Origin of the sequence: Sphingobacterium sp. HMA12 (assembly GCF_002933815.1) — a bacterium.
Classification (GTDB): domain Bacteria; phylum Bacteroidota; class Bacteroidia; order Sphingobacteriales; family Sphingobacteriaceae; genus Sphingobacterium.
In genome coordinates, this window is sequence record NZ_BEYR01000001.1 from 2,216,334 (window position 1) to 2,234,851 (window position 18,518).

Consider the following 18,518-nt stretch of genomic DNA (forward strand, 5'->3'; position numbering starts at 1 on the left):
AGATTTATCTAAAATTTAAAATAAAATGCTTAAGAAATTTATTGACAGGCCAGTTTTGGCAACTGTTATATCTATCATATTTGTCATACTCGGGATCATCGGCCTTTTAAGATTACCACAGACACGATTTCCGGACATCGCTCCACCCACTGTCCAAGTGACAGGGAGTTACCCGGGTGGTAATAGTGAGACCGTATTACGGTCAGTTGTCACACCGCTTGAAGAACAGATCAACGGTGTGGAGGACATGGAATACATTACCTCAACGGCCAGTAATGACGGTACATTTTCGGTACGTATCGTCTTCAAGGCTGGGGTAAATCCGGATCAGGCCGCAGTAAACGTACAAAACAGAGTGCAGCAAGCTACACCAATCTTGCCACAGGAAGTGGTCCGTATGGGATTGACGACTTCTAAGCAGCAGAATAGTATGATCATGATTTTCAATATCTATACCGTAGATAACAAAAAATATGATGAACTATTCCTGCAGAACTATGTCAACATCAATCTGATCCCGCAGATCAAACGTGTTCCCGGTGTAGGCCAGGCCATGGTGTTTGGTTCCAAAGACTACTCCATGCGCGTTTGGCTCAACCCTCAGAAAATGGCAAGTTATGGTCTTGTACCGCAGGAAGTCATTGCTGCCATCTCAAAGCAAAGTCTGGAATCTGCGCCTGGAAAATTAGGTGAAGAGTCAAAAGCTCCCCTGGAATATGTCATTCGATATAAAGGGAAAAAGAACCTTCCGGAACAGTATGAAAATATTATTGTCAAAAATAATGATGTTCAGATCGTCCGGCTGAAAGATGTTGCCCGAATAGAGTTTGGTTCGATCAGTTATAGTGGTAATTCGCAAAACAATGGTTTGAATACGGTTACTATCGGTATTTTCCAGACTTCTGGTTCAAATGCCAACGAAATCGAAATAGGGATCGATAAACAAATTGAAATAGCACAACGCTCTTTTCCTCCTGGTATCAAGATATTTAAACTGATCAGTACCAAGGAACGTTTGGATGAAAGTACCGCCCAGGTGCGTTCTACTTTAATTGAAGCATTCATTTTGGTCTTTTTGGTTGTGTTCTTATTCTTGCAGGACATCCGATCGACTATTATTCCAGCAATTGCGGTACCAGTAGCCATCGTGGGTACATTCTTTTTCTTACTGGTGTTTGGGTTTACCATCAACATATTGACCCTTTTCGCCTTGGTATTAGCGATCGGTATTGTCGTCGATGACGCCATTGTCGTCGTCGAAGCCGTCCATGGCAAGATGGAAACATCGACCATGACCGGTAATGAGGCCACGCACAGTGCCATGAACGAAATAACGGGTGCTGTAATCTCGATTACTTTAGTCATGTGCGCTGTGTTTATTCCTATCGGTTTTATGACCGGTTCATCGGGAATGTTTTATAAACAATTTGCCTACACCCTAGTTATCGCTATTGTCATTTCAGCAATCAATGCGCTGACATTGACTCCGGCACTATGCGCCTTGTTACTGAAAAACACACATGCCGAAAACCACGACGGACAAACCCCAAAGACAGGGTTCTCCCAACGGTTTTTCAAAGCATTTAATGCTGGCTTTGAGAACATGACAAATAGATATGTAGGTTCACTGAAATTCCTTGTTCAGAAAAAATGGATAGCGGCTTTATTAATTATCGCGACAATAGGCGCAGCGGGATATTTGATGACAAGTACCTCAAAGAGCTTTGTTCCAATGGAAGATGACAATTTTGTCGTGTACAGTTTGGAGATGCCGCCTGGTACCGGCCTCGATCGGACGACTAAAGCCGTAGAAAAAATAGAAAAGCTGCTCGCCGACCTTCCTTCTATTGAAAGTCATACAAGTATCACGGGTTTCAATATGATCGGGAACAACTCCAGTGCGGCCTATGCAACAGGATTTATCCGCCTAAAGGATAAGAAAAAACGTGGCGAAATGAACGATATTGATCAGATCCATCAGGTGATTTCTGAAAAGCTGACCACTGTCAAAGAAGGTAATGCAATGGCCTTCCGCTCCCCCCCCGTTGACGGTTATGGTATGATGAACGGGGCCGAACTTGTGCTGCAGGATAGAGCCGGGAAATCTCCGGTGGAGCTTAAAGCAATGTCCGATTCTGTTATTGCGAAGATCATGCAACAACCCGGTGTACAATTTGCCTACACCATGTTTAGAGCAGATTACCCTCAAATGGAATTGGAAGTTGACGAGGATAAAGCTGCCCAACTTGGGGTTGACGTCAGTGAAATGCTCTCTTCCGTTCAGACCTATTTTGCGGGCGATCAATCATTGAATTTCAATCGCTTTGGTAAATTCTATCGTATTGCTGTAAAAGCAGATGGAATTTTTAGAACGGATAAGGATGCATTCAATGAAATATTTATCAAGAATAACAAAGGGGAAATGTTGCCCGTAAATACATTGGTAACACTGCGTAAAGTCTATGGGCCAGAATCCGTAACACGTTACAACCTATACAATTCACTTACCATAAATGTCGTTAGTAATCCGGGCATCAGTAACGGTGCTATCATGGAAACATTGGAGAAAAACGTATTGAACAAGTTGCCGGGAGACTATAGTTACGAATGGACAGGACTAAGCCTGGAAGAAAAATCTTCTGGCAATCAGACGATGATCATTTTGACATTGAGCTTATTGTTCGTCTACTTCTTGCTTTCCGCTCAATACGAAAGTTATCTATTGCCGCTGGCAGTTCTGTTATCAATTCCGACAGGGATCATAGGATCGTTCTTAGGAACACGTGCGATCGGTCTGGACAATAATATATACGTTCAAGTCGGATTGATTATGTTGATTGGTCTTTTGGCCAAGAATGCGATCCTGATCGTTGAGTTTGCATTGCAGCGTAGACGGGCGGGGTCTTCACTCCTAGATTCGGCCCTTGAGGGTGCCAAAGCACGGCTTAGACCGATCTTAATGACCTCATTGGCCTTTATAGCAGGTATGATTCCATTAATGTTTGCAACGGGCGGAACAGCAACGGGTAATCACTCCATCAGTACCGGAGCGGCAACGGGGATGTTAAGCGGTGTGATCCTGGGCGTGATCGTTATACCACTATTATACCTGGTGTTTCAATATTTGCAGGAGAAGGTTTCAAGTAAAAAACTCGTGGATAAGACAAACGATTAAAATGAAAAAATTTCATCAATATATTAGCATATTAGCAGGCGCCTCCCTACTGCTCGCTTCATGCAGTGTAGGCAAAAAATATACACGTCAGGACATGGAGCTACCAGAAAATTTTAGAAATAACGAAATTGTCCTAACTTCCGATACACTGGCATTATCCTGGCAGAAATTTGTAAAGGATGCTAATCTGACCGCACTCATAACGAAAGCATTGGTCAGAAACACCGACGTAAGTGTGGCGCTGCTCAGCATGCAACAGCTGGAGCTCGCCTATAAACAATCGAAAAAAGGCCTATTACCAACACTTGATCTCAACGTGGGCGCGAATAGAACTTGGCTGTCCTCCAATTCCCTCAATGGTTCCCTCAGTGATCAATTTATCGGAACACCCCATATGGACGATTACAGCGCTACGCTCGGACTTTCCTGGGAAGCCGACATCTGGGGAAAGGCAAAAATGCAGAGAGAAGAAGCTTTAGCAAATTTCTTTGGGCAGAAGGAAAATTTATCTGCGTTAAAGACCCGCATTATTGTTCAGGTTATTCAATCGTACTACAACCTGATTGCATTGGATGAACAGCTAAAAATTGCACAAAAAAACGTTCAGCTTAGTGACAGTACATTAAGTATGATACGCTTGCAATATAATTCTTCACTCGTAAGTTCCTTAGCTGTCGAACAGGCCGAAGCCCAAAAGAAAACCGCGGAATTGCTGATTCCTTTGGCAGACCAGAATATTGCTATAGAAGAAAATGCCCTGAGTATTCTCTGTGGCGATTTTCCGGATAAGATTCTGCGTTCCGAAGGTCTTGATGCCAGATTTGTCAACGAAACAGTAGCGACCGGTGTTCCTGCCAATCTGCTTAGCCGCAGACCGGACGTAAAAGCCGCTGAATACGCAATTGTCGCTGCCAACAGTAAAATGGGTTTGGCGAAAGCTGCAATGTATCCTTCAATAAGTTTGACTTCTTCGATCGGAACAAATTCCATTCAATTTAATCGCTGGTTTGATCTGCCCGGCTCCATTGTGAAAACAATAGCAGGCAACATCACCCAGCCAATTTTTCAAAAAGGTGCATTAAAAACGAACTATGAGATCTCGATAATCGAGCGAGAGAAATTGGGGGTACAGTTCAAACAGTCTGTTATGCGCGCAGTTTCGGAAGTATCGGATGCCTTGGCAAAAATTAAACATAGCGAAAGAAGGTTACAACTGATTGACGCTAAATCACAGTCATTGGCCAAAGCGACTTCGGATGCTGCACTCTTATACAAAAGTGGCATGGCAAATTATCTGGAAGTCATAACCGCACAAAACAATGCTTTACAAAATGACCTCGAGCATATTAGCATAAAGCGTGAAAAACTCAATGCAGTAGTGGATCTTTACCGCGCACTGGGTGGAGTTAACGATACCGAACAGTAACGGGTAAAGCATAAGATATGCTCCAAATGATTTTTGAGCATATCCATTATTATTATAGTTTAATCAAAGGGACCAAATTGCATTGGTCCCTTTTTGATGGCTTGATCCATCACTTCGATTACAATTCCCCGAATGGATTGCTGCTATTTTTCAATCATCGGAATTAAACCACTAAATTTTCTTATCTTCGGATAAGAAATAGAATGTTATGAACAGAACAAGCTGTCTTCCTCCCCCAATCGTTTAATATTTGCTAAAATATTAATAAAGTGTGGCACCGAATAATCGGGACGATTCCCCATGCCTTACATTCTCAATCAAATTTTATAACAAAAGTATCTGTCATTTTTAATGATAGATCTGGAAGACAACATTATTATGAAACATTCATATTTCATACTGCATCTTGCTGTGGTATGTTTAGGCATATCTGGCGTATTGGGCAAAGTCATCAGTCTCAATGAAGGTATGCTAACCTGGTATCGGGTATTTTTCTCTGCTATTTTTTTATTTTTAATTTCAAAATGGTTTAAAATTCCACATCAGATCAGCTCAGCTGAAAAATTTGCTATCGCAAAAAATGGGCTTTTGATTACGGCCTCCTGGCTACTTTTTTATGCAAGTATCAAATATTCCAATATTTCCATTGGCGTAGTTTGTTACTGCATGGCTAGTTTCTTTACCGCAATTTTTGCCCCAATGATCAACAAAACAAGATTTAAACGTTCGGAGTTTCTGCTGAGTGGACTTACACTTTGTGGCATAGCATTGATATTTCATTTCGACACAGCACATCAATTGGGTATTATCTTGGGGATCATTTCGCCTGCATTCGCTTCGCTTTACGCCATTTATAATGAACGTTTGGTCAAACGGTATAATAGTATAATCATCAATTATTATCAAATGCTAGGCGGGACCATCGCGCTGGGGCTGCTCCTTCCCGGGTATCTTTATTATTATCCCATGACCTCTTTTATCCCAAGTTCAACAGATATGATATATCTCCTCGTTTTATCCCTCTTTTGTACCGTTGCCGTATACATCGCTTTCACAGAAATTTTAAAGAGAATTTCTGCGTTTACACTCAATTTAAGCCTTAATCTCGAACCTGTATATGCTATCTTAATTGCATTTTTTTTCTTTCATGAATCCAAAGAACTCAATCTATCATTCTATCTCGGGCTTTCATTGGTTATGCTCTCTGTACTGATCCAGGTGCGCCTCGGTAGAAAAAAGGAATAATCAAGATTTCAATATAACAAAAAGACGATGAGGCGATTTACCTGTAATTAATAACAGATTCATGCGCTAGGCCCCAAAATTTGTCCGGGCAAAGTCTTATATTTACATCCTATCGAATGCTCAATTGAAATCAGAAATTCAGTTGAGCATTCGAAAAAATGAACATCACTTAGACAAGATTATGAGCAATACTTCTTCAGACAATAAACTTATCCATGAACAAATTCAATACCTTGAATTTATATCTAGCGATCTTGAAAGAGCTAAAAAATTCTATTCCGCAAGTTTTGGCTGGAGCTTTACAGATTACGGCCCTCAGTATACCGCCTTTGATGGTAAATATGTGGATGGAGGTTTTACAGTTGGAACACCAGTAAACGGCAGTATTTTAGTCGTTCTTTACTCAAATGATTTATTCGCTACGCGTGACAAAATCACTCAGGCCGGCGGTATCATTGTTAAAGATATCTTTAGCTTTCCCGGTGGCAAAAGATTTCAATTTAAAGACCCTGATGGCTATGAGCTGGCTGTATGGGCAACAGAGTAGACCGATCAAATAGGCAAATAGCATAAAACAAAAAAGGACTTAATGAATTAAGCCCTTTTTTGTTTCTGGTAATTTTTATTTCTGTTCTTGTTGGAACGTCTTCGATTTTGCGAACTGCCGCTTCTCTTTGCCGGATTATATTCAGGACCAGCCTCAAAGCCTTCCGGTAAAGCGATTTGCTCGACAGGATAACCGATTAGGTTTTCAATCTGAGAAAAACGTTGCTGATCTTTGTCATTCACAAAAGTAATGGCAGTACCAGTTGTTGCGGCTCTCGCTGTACGGCCGATACGGTGTACATAATCCTCAGGATCTGGCGGAACATCATAGTTTACAACCAGACTGATACCTACGATATCGATACCGCGTGAAATTACATCCGTCCCGACAAGTACTCTCACCTGCCGCGATCTAAATCTGCTCATGATATCCTCACGCTTCGCCTGTTCAAGATCAGAATGAAAACCCTCTGCGTCTATTCCCTGCTTTTGCAGCTCATGCGCCAATAGCTTAACTGTAGTTTTCTGCGAGGCAAAAATGATAACAGAGACATAATTAACGTCCTGTAAGATAATCTTCAATAGATCCATCTTTTGTTTATCGTAAACCAGGTATACACGCTGATCTATACCTTCCGAAGGTTTTGAAATGGCGATATTGACCTCAACGGGTTTAGAAAGGATCTTTCTCGCAAAATTTCGGATTTTAAGGGGCATCGTCGCTGAAAAAAGCAGCATTTGCTTTTTCTTTGGCAAATAACTAACAATGCGTAATATATCATCCTGAAACCCCATGTCCAGCATACTGTCCGCCTCATCGAGTACAAAATGTGTCAGATGCGTTAAATCGACTTTCATCGAGGTAAGATGACTGATCAATCGACCAGGGGTAGCGACAATAATATTAACCCCCTCCCGGATAGCGCGTTTCTGCTGTTCGTAGCCCATACCGTCACCCCCTCCATAGATCGAGATGGACGTTGCCCCGGTATAATAGGACATGCCCATGATCTGCTGATCTATTTGCAATGCCAACTCCCTTGTCGGGACAAGTATAATCGCACGTATGTTTTCTTTCGCATCTCTAGCGACGGCATCTAAAATTGGCAACATATATGCTGCCGTTTTACCCGTGCCCGTCTGTGCACAGGCAATCATATCGCTTCCTTCCTTAATAACGGGAATTGTCTGTTCTTGAATAGGCGTAGCCTCTTCAAACATCATGCTTTCTAAGCCCTCTTCCAATTCCGGAACAAAACCAAATTCAGTAAATCTCAAATTTTATTATTTTATTAAATATGTGCTAAGTTACTAAAACTAATCTATATATGAGGTCAGCATTTACTCGCTTAAGTGCTATACTGAAGATAAACCTGCTGACAGCGTTTTTAATCCAAGCTATTTTTAGCTTATACTGCCCAGATTATTTTTGGAATTATCGGCCAATCTCAACATCGTATATCCTAATATTCCAGCACAAAGCGAAGCGATAAGCACCGCAAATTTCGCTTCTTCGATTAAGAAGGCGTCATCAAATGATAAGATAGATATGAAGATAGACATGGTAAAACCAATTCCCCCCAATAAACCGACACCGAAAATCTGCATCCAGCTTGCACCATCCGGAAGCTGTGCTATTTTCAATTTTTTTGCGATAAAACAAATTAAAAATATCCCAACTGATTTTCCAGCAATCAATCCTGCAATAATACCGAGTCCCAATTTTGAAGTTAATCCCCCAACCATTTCCGCATGAATTGGAATTAATGTATTTGCAAACGCAAACAAAGGGATAATAATAAAATTAACGGGTTTAGTCAATAAATGCTCCAGCTTTTCTAACGGTGATTCTGTTTCATCAGGCGTAGTGGGTAGAGTCATTGCTACCAATACACCGGCAATAGTTGCATGTATGCCAGAATGATGGATAAAATACCAAATAAAAAGTCCCGGAATAAGATAAGCCCACAGCGCTTTCACCCCAAGTTTATTGAGGACAATTAAAAAAACAAATATGCCCAGCGCTATAAATAGATAGGTTGCATGAATCCCACTGCTATAGAACAAAGCGATAACTAAGATTGCAAGCAAGTCATCCACAATGGCTAAAGCCGCCAGAAAAATCTTGAGGCTAGCAGGAACTTTATTTCCCAGAAGTGTGATTACGGCAAGCGCAAACGCAATGTCCGTTGCCATAGGAATTCCCCAGCCGTGCGCCGTATCGGTAGCATCTTTATTGATGATAAAATAGATCGCTGCAGGCAATAACGCCCCACCCACGGCAGCCAAAATAGGAAGAACGGCTTTACTAGTAGATGATAGTTCCCCCTCCACAATTTCTCTTTTAATCTCCAATCCCACCAATAAAAAGAAAATAGCCATTAGTCCATCGTTGAGCCACAACAACCAGGAATATTTCAGCTGGATATCCTCGGTTTCAAATCCTACTTCTCGAAGCAGAAAGTCCATGACTGATCCATATAATGACGTATTGGCTACGATCAACGCCAAGATTACACAAGAAAAAAGAATAATCCCACCAGCAAAGCTAGATTTCAAAAATTCTCTGAAGACAGTTAAATTAATAAGTTTTGACATGACATTAATATCTTTAAATGCTCAAAAGGTTCACAATATACAACTTTACGTCCATTAATACGATCTCCGCTCCCATTATTTGGGTCGCCGATCCAGATTACAGGAATCTGTTCCATTATAATTCAAAAAACAGCTTTTTTTTTATCATTCAATCCCAAACAGCGTAGTTTGACAACAATCTCTTCCAATAATATAGACAATTTAACTTTAAACATCACCTTAAAAGCTGACATCTCCATAAAAATCAACACATTACAATGCAACCGCCATAAACCACTTTTTGATATTGTCATTTTTGTAAAATTTATTTGTCTTTATTGCAAAAAATAGTTAGCTTGCTACTATAGTTAATAAACCGTTTATTATGTGCAAGAAGTGGATTTTCATGGTGCTTCTTTTCGTAGCAAATTTTACATATGCGCAGACGACAGAGGATACAACCCAACATCAACAACAATCAGGCTCCCATTATATTATTTTAGGGATCGTCGCTATTATTGTCATCATTTTTATATTATACAGGAGGCAAAAGAGGAAATTTAATGAATAAGGGAGATCGATTGATCTCCCTTATTGTTTCTACCTAAATACAACCATTTTCTCTTTTGCCCACCTCATACCTACTGTTTAATCGGCTCATTTGTTTGCGCCAAACGTTGTGATCCGGTATTCGCAGGACAGGCAATATCATCTGTCGCGTCATAAACCAACTTTTTGCCTTTCAATTTTGTGATCAGTTCCTCCGGTACATATATCTGCACTTTGGTTATGGAGTAACCGCTAGGAAAATATCGGACGTAATAACCATCGGGATGAAGTGTCCAGATACCATTAGGGACATCCGTACGAGGTTCGGCCATACCGGCCATAATCGCATACTTTTCAAACTCAGCATAAGAATAGTTGCCTGAAGAAACCAGCTGTCTGATATTATTCTCTGCTTCAAATATAGTCTGCACAGCAGGTGGCATCTGATCCTTCGCTTTTTGCACAACATCAAACGGTAATATACCTAGTGCCCCTCCCTCCAATAACAACAATTGTTCTGGGCTCAATAACTTCAATGCAGTTTCCTTGACCTCGCCAGCATAGTCTATAAATTTGGTTTTGGCAATAATAGTCCACAATAACATCTGTATCGACGATTGTGAAACTTCAGGATGCCTTTCCGCACTTTTTAAGATAGCGATAACAACCTCCCTTTTTTTTCCAAGTGTTGGAGCGTACATATAACCATCACCCTTGGATGGGGCATAGGTACCCGCTTTCAGACAGTAACTTTTGTTGGTCATTTCAAAATGACCTGCTTCGAGTAGATAGCCATCCTGACCATTTTTGGTTAAATTTTCCAAGGGTTTATAGACGGCTGTATTCTGAAAATCGGGCATCTGTTCACCTTTCCGATTCACATCTTCAAAACTTGTGCTTATCGCATCAGGTTCCTTTAAAAGCTTGTCCAATCCCAACATTTTACTCCCTTTGGAAGCTACGGCCTTGCTGGCCTTGTCAAGCAGTCCACCAAATTGCGCATGGACTCCCTGCAAATTTAGCAAAAAGGCAAAAACGACTACTAAAGCATACGGAATGCTATTTCTTTTCATAATTGATTTCATTTCAGCGCTAGAGCCACAAAAAAGAAGCCAATTTATGGGTATAACACCCGATTCATAATTTATTAATCTGGTGCGATTCTTTTTAACCAAGTTCTCTCCCCTCCTTTAGGCCCAATTGCGGTACTTCATAGTTTCGACAGTTGGGCTACTCACATGAAAATCCAGCTTTTACAAAAGCTAAAAGCAAGGAGATTCTGTCAGGAACTGATGTTTGGAAATAGTTAAAAAATACAAGATTAAAACGTATCTTTGCAGCATGATTAATGTGTCAAATCTCTCCCTTCGTTATGGTAAACGTGTACTATTCGAAGATGTCAATTTAAAATTCACACCTGGCAACTGTTACGGTATTATTGGTGCCAATGGAGCTGGTAAATCTACTTTCTTAAAAATTATTTCTGGCGAAGTTGATCCTTCTACAGGTTCGGTGGCATTTACTCCCGGCGAACGCATGTCTGTATTGAGTCAGGATCACTATGCTTTCGACGAATATACGGTATTAGAGACTGTCATGATGGGTAATCAAGATCTTTACAAAATCATGAAAGAAAAAGACGCCATCTACATGAAAGAAGACTTCTCTGATGCTGATGGTGAACGTGCCGGCGAACTGGAAAGTCTTTTCGCAGAAATGGATGGCTGGAATGCGGAATCCAATGCAGCTACTTTATTGAGCAGCTTAGGTATTAAGGAAGAACTACACTACAAGTTAGTATCAGAGATTGATGGTAATCAAAAAGTACGTGTCCTATTGGCTCAGGCATTATTTGGTAAACCAGACATCTTGATTCTCGATGAGCCTACCAATGACTTGGACATCAATACGATTGCATGGCTGGAAGACTTTTTAGCATCTTACGAAGCAATCGTCCTTGTTGTATCCCACGACCGCCACTTTCTGGATGCCGTGTGTACACATACAGTAGATATTGACTTTGGCAAGATGACCATCTATACCGGTAACTATTCGTTTTGGTACGAATCTTCCCAATTAGCATTAAAACAACGATCTGACCAAAACAAAAAGATGGAAGATAAGGTCAAGGAGCTGCAGGAATTTATCCGTCGTTTCTCTGCCAACGCATCCAAATCAAAACAGGCTACTTCCCGTAAAAAAGCGCTGGATAAGATCAATATTGATGAGATCAAACCATCCAACCGTAAATATCCGGCAATCATGTTCAATACCATGAACCGTGAACCGGGTGACCAAACCTTACAGGTCGAAGGATTAAGTAAAACGGTCAATGGAGAAGTCTTCTTCAAGGACATCACATTTATGATTAATAAAGGTGATAAAATTGCTGTATTGGGTCCTAACTCTCTGGTTACATCAGCCTTTTACGATATCATCACTGGTAGAGATACTGATTTTGGTGGTGAATTCAAATGGGGGGTTACCATCACTCCTGCCGATATGCCAATTGAAAATGCAGCCTTTTTTGAAGGCAAAAATGAAAATTTGGTCGATTGGTTGAGAGACTATACCACCAATCCTGAAGCGGATGAGCAGTTCCTACGTGGATTCTTAGGAAAAATGTTATTCTCCGGTGAAGAGGTGATGAAAAAAGTCTCCGTACTTTCCGGGGGTGAAAAAATGCGTTGTATGTTTTCAAGAATGATGCTACAGGGAGCCAACTTCTTAATTTTTGACGAACCGACCAACCATTTGGACTTAGAGTCAATCACCGCATTGAACAATGGTATGTCAGATTTTAAAGGATCAATGCTGTTCACCTCCCGTGACCACGAATTGACTGAAACTGTGGCAAACAGAATCATTGAATTGACTCCAAAAGGAATCATCGACAAGTTAATGACTTACGATGAATACATCAACAGCGATGTGGTAAAAGCACAACGCGAAGAGATGTATAAATAAGATAATTTATCCCAATTTAATAAAGGCTCCATAATTTATTTTATGGGGCTTTTTATTTATAGGTACCCCTCCTGTTTGAATCGTCGAAAATACCAAAACACAAAAAAGCACTGAAGGGGGTTCAGTGCTAATCGCGATTGATATGAAAGAATTGAGAAAGTCTACTGAGCGAAGGGGCTAGTCACACGCCATCCTACCTGTAACGATACGGCACAATGGTCAGATAAATCTTGCCCCGCCTTATTTTGAAAAAGTTTCTTTTGAACTTGATAGTCCTTTGCTTCAAAAACAATATGGTCATTATTACGGTAATAGATCTTATCAATTCCCTCGCAGTCATCCGTTAAGTCCAGTGCAGCCCGAGCTATAAAGTCCTGCTCATGCGAGGGTATTTGACCTTTATTTTTCAAATTCACCCATGCATCCACCAGGGTTAATTCATGCTGAAAAGAAACAATATTATCCAAAGCATACGCATAATGAGCATTGAAATCGCCCATGATTAACAAAGCTTGTCCCGCAGAATGCTTTCGAATATAATTTTTCAGTTGATTCAAATTCTTCTGGCGCGCCACCGCTGCATCAGGATCATCTTGGGCTGTCGCATGCACATTGTAAACATCAATAAAAACATCTTTCGCCAACTGGATCCGGGCATACGAAAATCCTTTAGGAGTCAAACAATCCGATCCATTACAGGCCTTCCAGCCCACCCGTTCAAAATCCTGTATAGGATATTTCGACAGTGTGCTCAATCCATCACCGAAAGGTACACCGCCCATATTTTCAGTTCGATAGCTATGCCTGTTTTTACTGTACAAAAACTTATTGTAATTAAAATCCTCCTGCACATTGACAATATCAAAAGGATTTATCAGTTCGCCGATCGAGGCAATGCTCGAAGCCCTTTCGGTCTCGGCACTTGAAATCAATTCTGGAAGACCAGCGATGTTATAGGTCAATAAACTGAGCTGCCCTTCCCGTGCGTTTGGCATATCGACATAGACCATGCTCATTGGCCTTACTTGCTTAGGCTTCAACTTGAACCCCAACATGACACCAGCGGAAGCACAAACAAATAAAATAAGCAGCTTGCGAAGCCCTTTAAGTCTAGTTTTCCTTTCGAACAATAAATCTAATAACATGACTGTGTATTTTGTTCATTCCAAAAATACCGCCGCAAGATTAGATTAACGATCTTCTTAAATTAATTTTATTTATAAAAATTATTTACAAATCATTAATAACTAATAATTTGTAAACACTTTAATGATAAAATAGTAATACTAAAATAGCTTTTGAGTTACGCTTTTCAAATATTTTTATGAAACCCCTAATTAAAATAAAATGAGAAAGGTAGCCTTTTTTACAGAAATACTCGTTGAAGATTTCGACGGTGCATCTCGCACAATGTTTCAGCTCATAAATCGTATTGACCAACAAAATTTCAACTACTTCTTTATTTACGGTGGCGGCCCAGCACAATTTCGGGACTTTCTTTCTTACAAAGTTCCCACATTTAAAATACCTGTCAATGATGATTATTGTCTGGCCATTCCGCAGCTCATCAAAAAAAAGCTCGAACAGGCATTGGATGAATTTGCACCGGACATCATTCATATTGCAACCCCTTCACTCCTTGGATTCTTTGCATTGAATTATGCCAAACGTAAAAATATACCGGTATTAACTATATACCATACCCATTTCATCTCCTACATTGCGTATTATTTCAAAAATATGTTACCTCTGGTCAAACCCACAGAGCAATGGATAAAACGCGCAATGAATAATTTCTACAATAAATGTGATATCATCTATGTACCCACAAAATCTATCTTAACTGAACTCCAGCAAATTGGCCTTCAACAAGATGGATTAAAACTCTGGCAAAGAGGTATTGATACGCAGTTATTTACGCCCACGAAAAAGAATACGAGTTATATCCAACAAGTGACCAAAAATGAAAAACCAACCGTGCTATTTGTGAGCCGGATCGTTTGGGAAAAAAATATCAAAACCCTGATTGACATTTACCAGCAAATACAGGCTCAAAAACTGGACTACAATTTTATTGTCGTCGGTGAAGGAACAGCAAAGTCAACTGCGATGCAGGAAATGCCCGATGCTATTTTTTTGGGAAAAAAGACACATCAGGAACTTGCTGTACTGTACGCATCAGCAGATGTGTTTGTCTTCCCTTCGGTTTCAGAAACTTATGGCAATGTTGTTGTCGAAGCATTGGCTTCGGGCTTGCCTTGCGTGATAGCAGATGGCGGCGGTTCAGCATCGCTGATTCAGCATGGTGTAAGTGGATTTAAATGCCAGCCCGAAAATGCGGCTGGATATGTATACTATGTCAAGAAAATCCTGTCTGACACAACGCTAAAAAGGAACCTGATTACAGCGGGACTTTCTTATGTTGGCCAATTAGACTGGTCCCGGCTATCCCAACAATACTTTGACGACATTGAATTACTGGCTGATAAAACACAGGACGCAGAACTCGCATGGGCAAATTAATAACATCCTGTCGGATAATCAAAGCCACCTTTTTAGTATTGATCCTGACATCCATGGTAATTTTCCTAGCACACAGCGATCTTTCTGCCTTGAAAAGAGAACTGTCAGCTATTGGTTATCGCTTTATCACGATCCTTTTAACAACCTTAGTGGCCTATTGCTTCGGAACCTTGGCCTGGTGGGTTTGTCTGAGAGCCTCAAAAAAACAGATCAACCTAATCGAGCTTTTCGCAGTGCGTCAAATCGGTGAAACGGTCGGACTTTTCAATCCCACGAGCATCATCGGCGGAGATCTGCTTAAAGCCCAATTGCTAACCCGTTATGATATCCCATTGCAGCAAGGACTTAATGCTGTCACCATCTCACGTATCACAGCCATACTCTCGCAGTTAAGCCTTTTCTTGCTTGCAATGATCTGGCTGATGCTTTCTCCGCTAAAAAAAGAAGTTATCCGATCTACGGGACCTGCAGTCTATGCCCTCTGTATGATCCTGTTCCTGTTTATTATTTTTATATTCTATTGGCTCGTATCCACCAAAGCGCCGCCAGCACAAATACACGTCAATACATCATTGCTATTAAAAGCGAAAAATGAGATCCAGAAATTGCTTTGGAACACAAAAAACTTTTACCAGCAGCAAAATAAAGTATTTTGGTATTCCTATTTGCTATTTGCATTACATTGGTTAATTGGAAGCCTGGAATTCTACCTGATCTTAAAATTTCTGACTATTGATGTCAAAGTAATCCATGGGCTGATCCTGGATATGAGTGTAATTATTTTCAAAAGTGCCGGTGCATTTATTCCGGGGCAACTTGGCGTTGAAGAAATCTCAAACAAATTACTACTTAGCATGATCGGAATTTCAGGTGGGAGCATATGGTTAAGTGTTTCCCTCCTGCGCCGTAGCCGTCAGCTATTCTGGACTGCAGTTGGTGCAATATTTTATCTCTGTATCAAAAGAAAAAATCTACATGTTATCATCTGAAATAGAAATCTTATTTGTTAGCCATAAATATCCGCCCGCGGTCGGCGGAATGGAAAAACAGAGCTTTGAGCTCATTAATAATGTGGCACTCTATCTAAAAGTACATACCATCGTTTATGATAATAAAGAATCCATTCTGAGTTTTTTCTTTCATTTAAACCGACGTATCCTATCAAAAGTCAACGATAATCCCCGCATTAAGCTCATCCATTTTAATGACGGTTTAATTGCTGCTTTGGCCTCTTTTCACAAGGGATATAGCCATCTGAAAAGAGTCGTCACCCTTCATGGCCTTGATGTGGTTTTTCCATTTCCTTATTTTCAACGCCGGGTAATCCCCCGCTTCAATGTTTTTGACCGGATTATAACAGTGAGCCAGGCAACTGCCCAAGCCGCTCAATCACGTGGAATTGATGCCTTCAGAATCTCAGTTATCCCAAATGGTGTAGATCCAGCGCCTCCCAGCACTGATCTAATACCCGATAATAACCCAGATTTTACCGCAACTGAGCATCATAACTCAAAAGGAAATACTAGTCCTCTACCTTATTTTATCACCTTAGGAAGACCCGTAAGGCGCAAAGGGTTTTCGTGGCTTATGGAACATGTCATTCCCGCAATTCAGGGCAATTTCAAGCTTGTTATGGTAGGGCCGTTTGATCATACCCCCACGCCAAAAGAACGGTTACTCAACTTATTGCCTGACAATCTTTATCATCTGTTTACCCTATTTCTTGGGTATCCAACAGATCAGCAGGATATGCGCAAATTATTGAAGGCATATCCCGAACAAATCCAGCATCTGGGAAAGGTTTCCTTTGCTCAATTAAAACAGCTTCTCGCAGGAGCTCAAGCTTTTCTGATGCCCAATATCCAAGTACCCGGAGATATGGAAGGCTTCGGATTGGTCTGTCTGGAAGCATCTGCCGCGGGCACCGTTGTTGTCGCGGCCAAACTGGAAGGGATCACCAGCGCCATTACACATAATCACAATGGCCTTCTGCTTGCTAGCCGAGACACTCAAGCATGGATAATACAGCTACAGTCCATTTTGGACCATCCGGATTATTACGAAAAACTGGGGCAGAAATTCAAACGAAATACGAGCAGAGCGTTCAGCTGGGACATTATGGCCAGAAATTACTGTCAGACCTTCGTCGAACTGTGCCAAAACCCTTAACAAAACAATAGGTTTAGTCCTTCGACAAATGAAGAATTCGTTCGTAATGATATTTTGCCGGTCTATAGAAGATGAGCTGCATCATCGTAATTGTAAAGAGAACAAGCAGTGCCGGAAACGAAAAAAAAGTAATTGTTATAAACAGCAATACCAGAAATAGCCGCAGCATTTCGAGTGGAAAAACCCATTTTTCATGCTCCAGCAATCCCCCGACACAGATGACACTACACAGGATGAAGAGCCCCCCTAATGACAATTGTACACTATTTTGGTAGTTACCGTAAAGCAAAAAGAAAAACAGAAGTCCCATCGTTGACATCGATTGGAAAAAAATATATCGGCTCAGGTGTTTTCCATGAACCCGAGATTTAGTTCCCGCAAAAATCTTCTGCTCCAATTCCGCCCGAATTTCAGGTTGTATATCATCGGGACGGCCAAATATGCTGCGCATTTTGTTTTTAAATCCCACCGCGCGCTTAAAAGACAGCCCTATTTCAAAAAGATAGTGAAAATGTTGCCAAAGAAAAGTATACCGACGGATTGGTTTGGTCAATCCATAGATGCAAGGCTCCGCGCTTTGTTCTGCAATAAAAGTTCCGAACATTTTATCCCAGATGATCAAAATATCACCATAGTTCTTGTCCAGATAAAGCTCGTTACTGCTATGATGTACACGGTGATGTGATGGTGTGACAAGTATTTTTTCAAAAATACCCAGATTACCCACGGTTTGGGTATGGGAGAAAAATGGATATACCCCATTCACCAATAAGATTGCGGTCATCATAAAAGGCGGAAAACCCAAAAGCGGGATAAAAGCCCAGAATAAGGAGCGAAATACCGCCTGAAATATGGTAATCCTGGCAGCGACAGTAAAATTATAGTCTTCACTTTGATGGTGAACCACATGCGCCGCCCATAGTAGGTTGATCTCATGACTATATCGATGATACCAATACCACAAAAAATCCGTAAATAGAAAAAGTATGATCCAGGTCCAAAGGTTCGCTTCGATATGGAAAATTGCAAAATTCTGATAGACCCACACGAAAAAAAAATAGAACAGGCTAACAGAAAACATATCGCACATACGTTCAACAATACCAACGTTTAGATTAGAGATTGATTCATCAAATGTATAGTATCGCTTTTGTTTCTTCAGACTATACCAATATTCCAACAGCATCAACACCAAAAACAAAGGGATAATAAAAGCTAAAAAATTAAGTCTTCCTGTATGCATGCGACACTTATTTTGAACTAATAACTTCTTTGTAACGACTAGCTTATAGCCGTAAATCTCAAAAAATATTTTATTATTTAACAATCAAGTCCCGATCA

At 40.7% G+C, this 18,518-nt stretch carries 13 protein-coding genes; 8 read left to right on the forward strand and 5 right to left on the reverse strand.

Annotated features, from left to right (window positions below; genetic code table 11):
- Positions 1-25: 25 nt before the first annotated feature.
- The 4 genes from HMAT_RS09485 (at position 26) to HMAT_RS09500 (ending at position 6,393) form a co-directional block, all read left to right on the forward strand.
- Positions 26-3,175, forward strand: coding sequence for an efflux RND transporter permease subunit (locus tag HMAT_RS09485; protein WP_104382472.1), 3,150 nt, complete (start codon positions 26-28; stop codon positions 3,173-3,175).
- 1 nt (position 3,176) lies between these two features.
- Positions 3,177-4,601 carry an efflux transporter outer membrane subunit gene (locus tag HMAT_RS09490; protein ID WP_104382473.1) on the forward strand — a complete coding sequence of 475 codons (1,425 nt, stop codon included), beginning with the start codon at positions 3,177-3,179 and terminating at the stop codon, positions 4,599-4,601.
- A gap of 378 nt (positions 4,602-4,979) precedes the next feature.
- Positions 4,980-5,846 carry a DMT family transporter gene (locus tag HMAT_RS09495; protein WP_104383371.1) on the forward strand — a complete coding sequence of 289 codons (867 nt, stop codon included), beginning with the start codon at positions 4,980-4,982 and terminating at the stop codon, positions 5,844-5,846.
- Between the two features lie 124 nt (positions 5,847-5,970).
- Entirely contained in the window at positions 5,971-6,393 is a 423-nt protein-coding gene (locus tag HMAT_RS09500; protein WP_233789161.1) for a VOC family protein, read from the forward strand.
- 47 nt (positions 6,394-6,440) lie between these two features.
- Here HMAT_RS09500 and HMAT_RS09505 read toward each other — a convergent pair whose 3' ends face one another.
- From HMAT_RS09505 to HMAT_RS09520, 3 genes are all read right to left on the reverse strand, one after another.
- Entirely contained in the window at positions 6,441-7,670 is a 1,230-nt protein-coding gene (locus HMAT_RS09505) for a DEAD/DEAH box helicase (protein WP_104382475.1), read from the reverse strand.
- Between the two features lie 126 nt (positions 7,671-7,796).
- A complete protein-coding gene (gene nhaA, locus HMAT_RS09510) occupies positions 7,797-8,990 on the reverse strand; it encodes a Na+/H+ antiporter NhaA (protein WP_104382476.1) in 1,194 nt (397 codons plus the stop codon).
- A 620-nt stretch (positions 8,991-9,610) separates the two neighbouring features.
- On the reverse strand, positions 9,611-10,591 hold the full coding sequence (locus tag HMAT_RS09520; RefSeq protein WP_158655689.1) for a hypothetical protein: 981 nt from the start codon (positions 10,589-10,591) through the stop codon (positions 9,611-9,613).
- A 268-nt stretch (positions 10,592-10,859) separates the two neighbouring features.
- Here HMAT_RS09520 and HMAT_RS09525 point away from each other — a divergent pair, with 268 nt between their 5' ends.
- The gene (locus tag HMAT_RS09525) at positions 10,860-12,485 is read left to right on the forward strand and encodes an ABC-F family ATP-binding cassette domain-containing protein (protein ID WP_104382479.1); all 1,626 of its coding nucleotides are present in this window, start codon (positions 10,860-10,862) and stop codon (positions 12,483-12,485) included.
- 161 nt (positions 12,486-12,646) lie between these two features.
- Here the strand turns inward: HMAT_RS09525 and HMAT_RS09530 are convergent, their stop codons facing one another.
- Positions 12,647-13,630, reverse strand: coding sequence for an endonuclease/exonuclease/phosphatase family protein (locus tag HMAT_RS09530; RefSeq protein WP_104382480.1), 984 nt, complete (start codon positions 13,628-13,630; stop codon positions 12,647-12,649).
- A 202-nt stretch (positions 13,631-13,832) separates the two neighbouring features.
- Here HMAT_RS09530 and HMAT_RS09535 point away from each other — a divergent pair, with 202 nt between their 5' ends.
- The 3 genes from HMAT_RS09535 to HMAT_RS09545 are packed head-to-tail and all read left to right on the forward strand — an operon-like array spanning position 13,833 to position 17,177.
- Positions 13,833-15,008: a glycosyltransferase family 1 protein gene (locus HMAT_RS09535; RefSeq protein ID WP_104382481.1), complete on the forward strand. Its 1,176-nt coding sequence runs from the start codon at positions 13,833-13,835 to the stop codon at positions 15,006-15,008.
- Entirely contained in the window at positions 14,996-15,997 is a 1,002-nt protein-coding gene (locus HMAT_RS09540; RefSeq protein ID WP_104382482.1) for a lysylphosphatidylglycerol synthase transmembrane domain-containing protein, read from the forward strand. Before HMAT_RS09535 ends, HMAT_RS09540 begins: the two co-directional genes overlap by 13 nt.
- The gene (locus HMAT_RS09545; protein WP_104382483.1) at positions 15,984-17,177 is read left to right on the forward strand and encodes a glycosyltransferase family 4 protein; all 1,194 of its coding nucleotides are present in this window, start codon (positions 15,984-15,986) and stop codon (positions 17,175-17,177) included. The genes HMAT_RS09540 and HMAT_RS09545 overlap by 14 nt, the downstream gene beginning before the upstream one ends.
- Before the next feature lie 13 nt (positions 17,178-17,190).
- Here HMAT_RS09545 and HMAT_RS09550 read toward each other — a convergent pair whose 3' ends face one another.
- The gene (locus HMAT_RS09550) at positions 17,191-18,420 is read right to left on the reverse strand and encodes a sterol desaturase family protein (protein WP_104382484.1); all 1,230 of its coding nucleotides are present in this window, start codon (positions 18,418-18,420) and stop codon (positions 17,191-17,193) included.
- Positions 18,421-18,518: the final 98 nt, after the last annotated feature.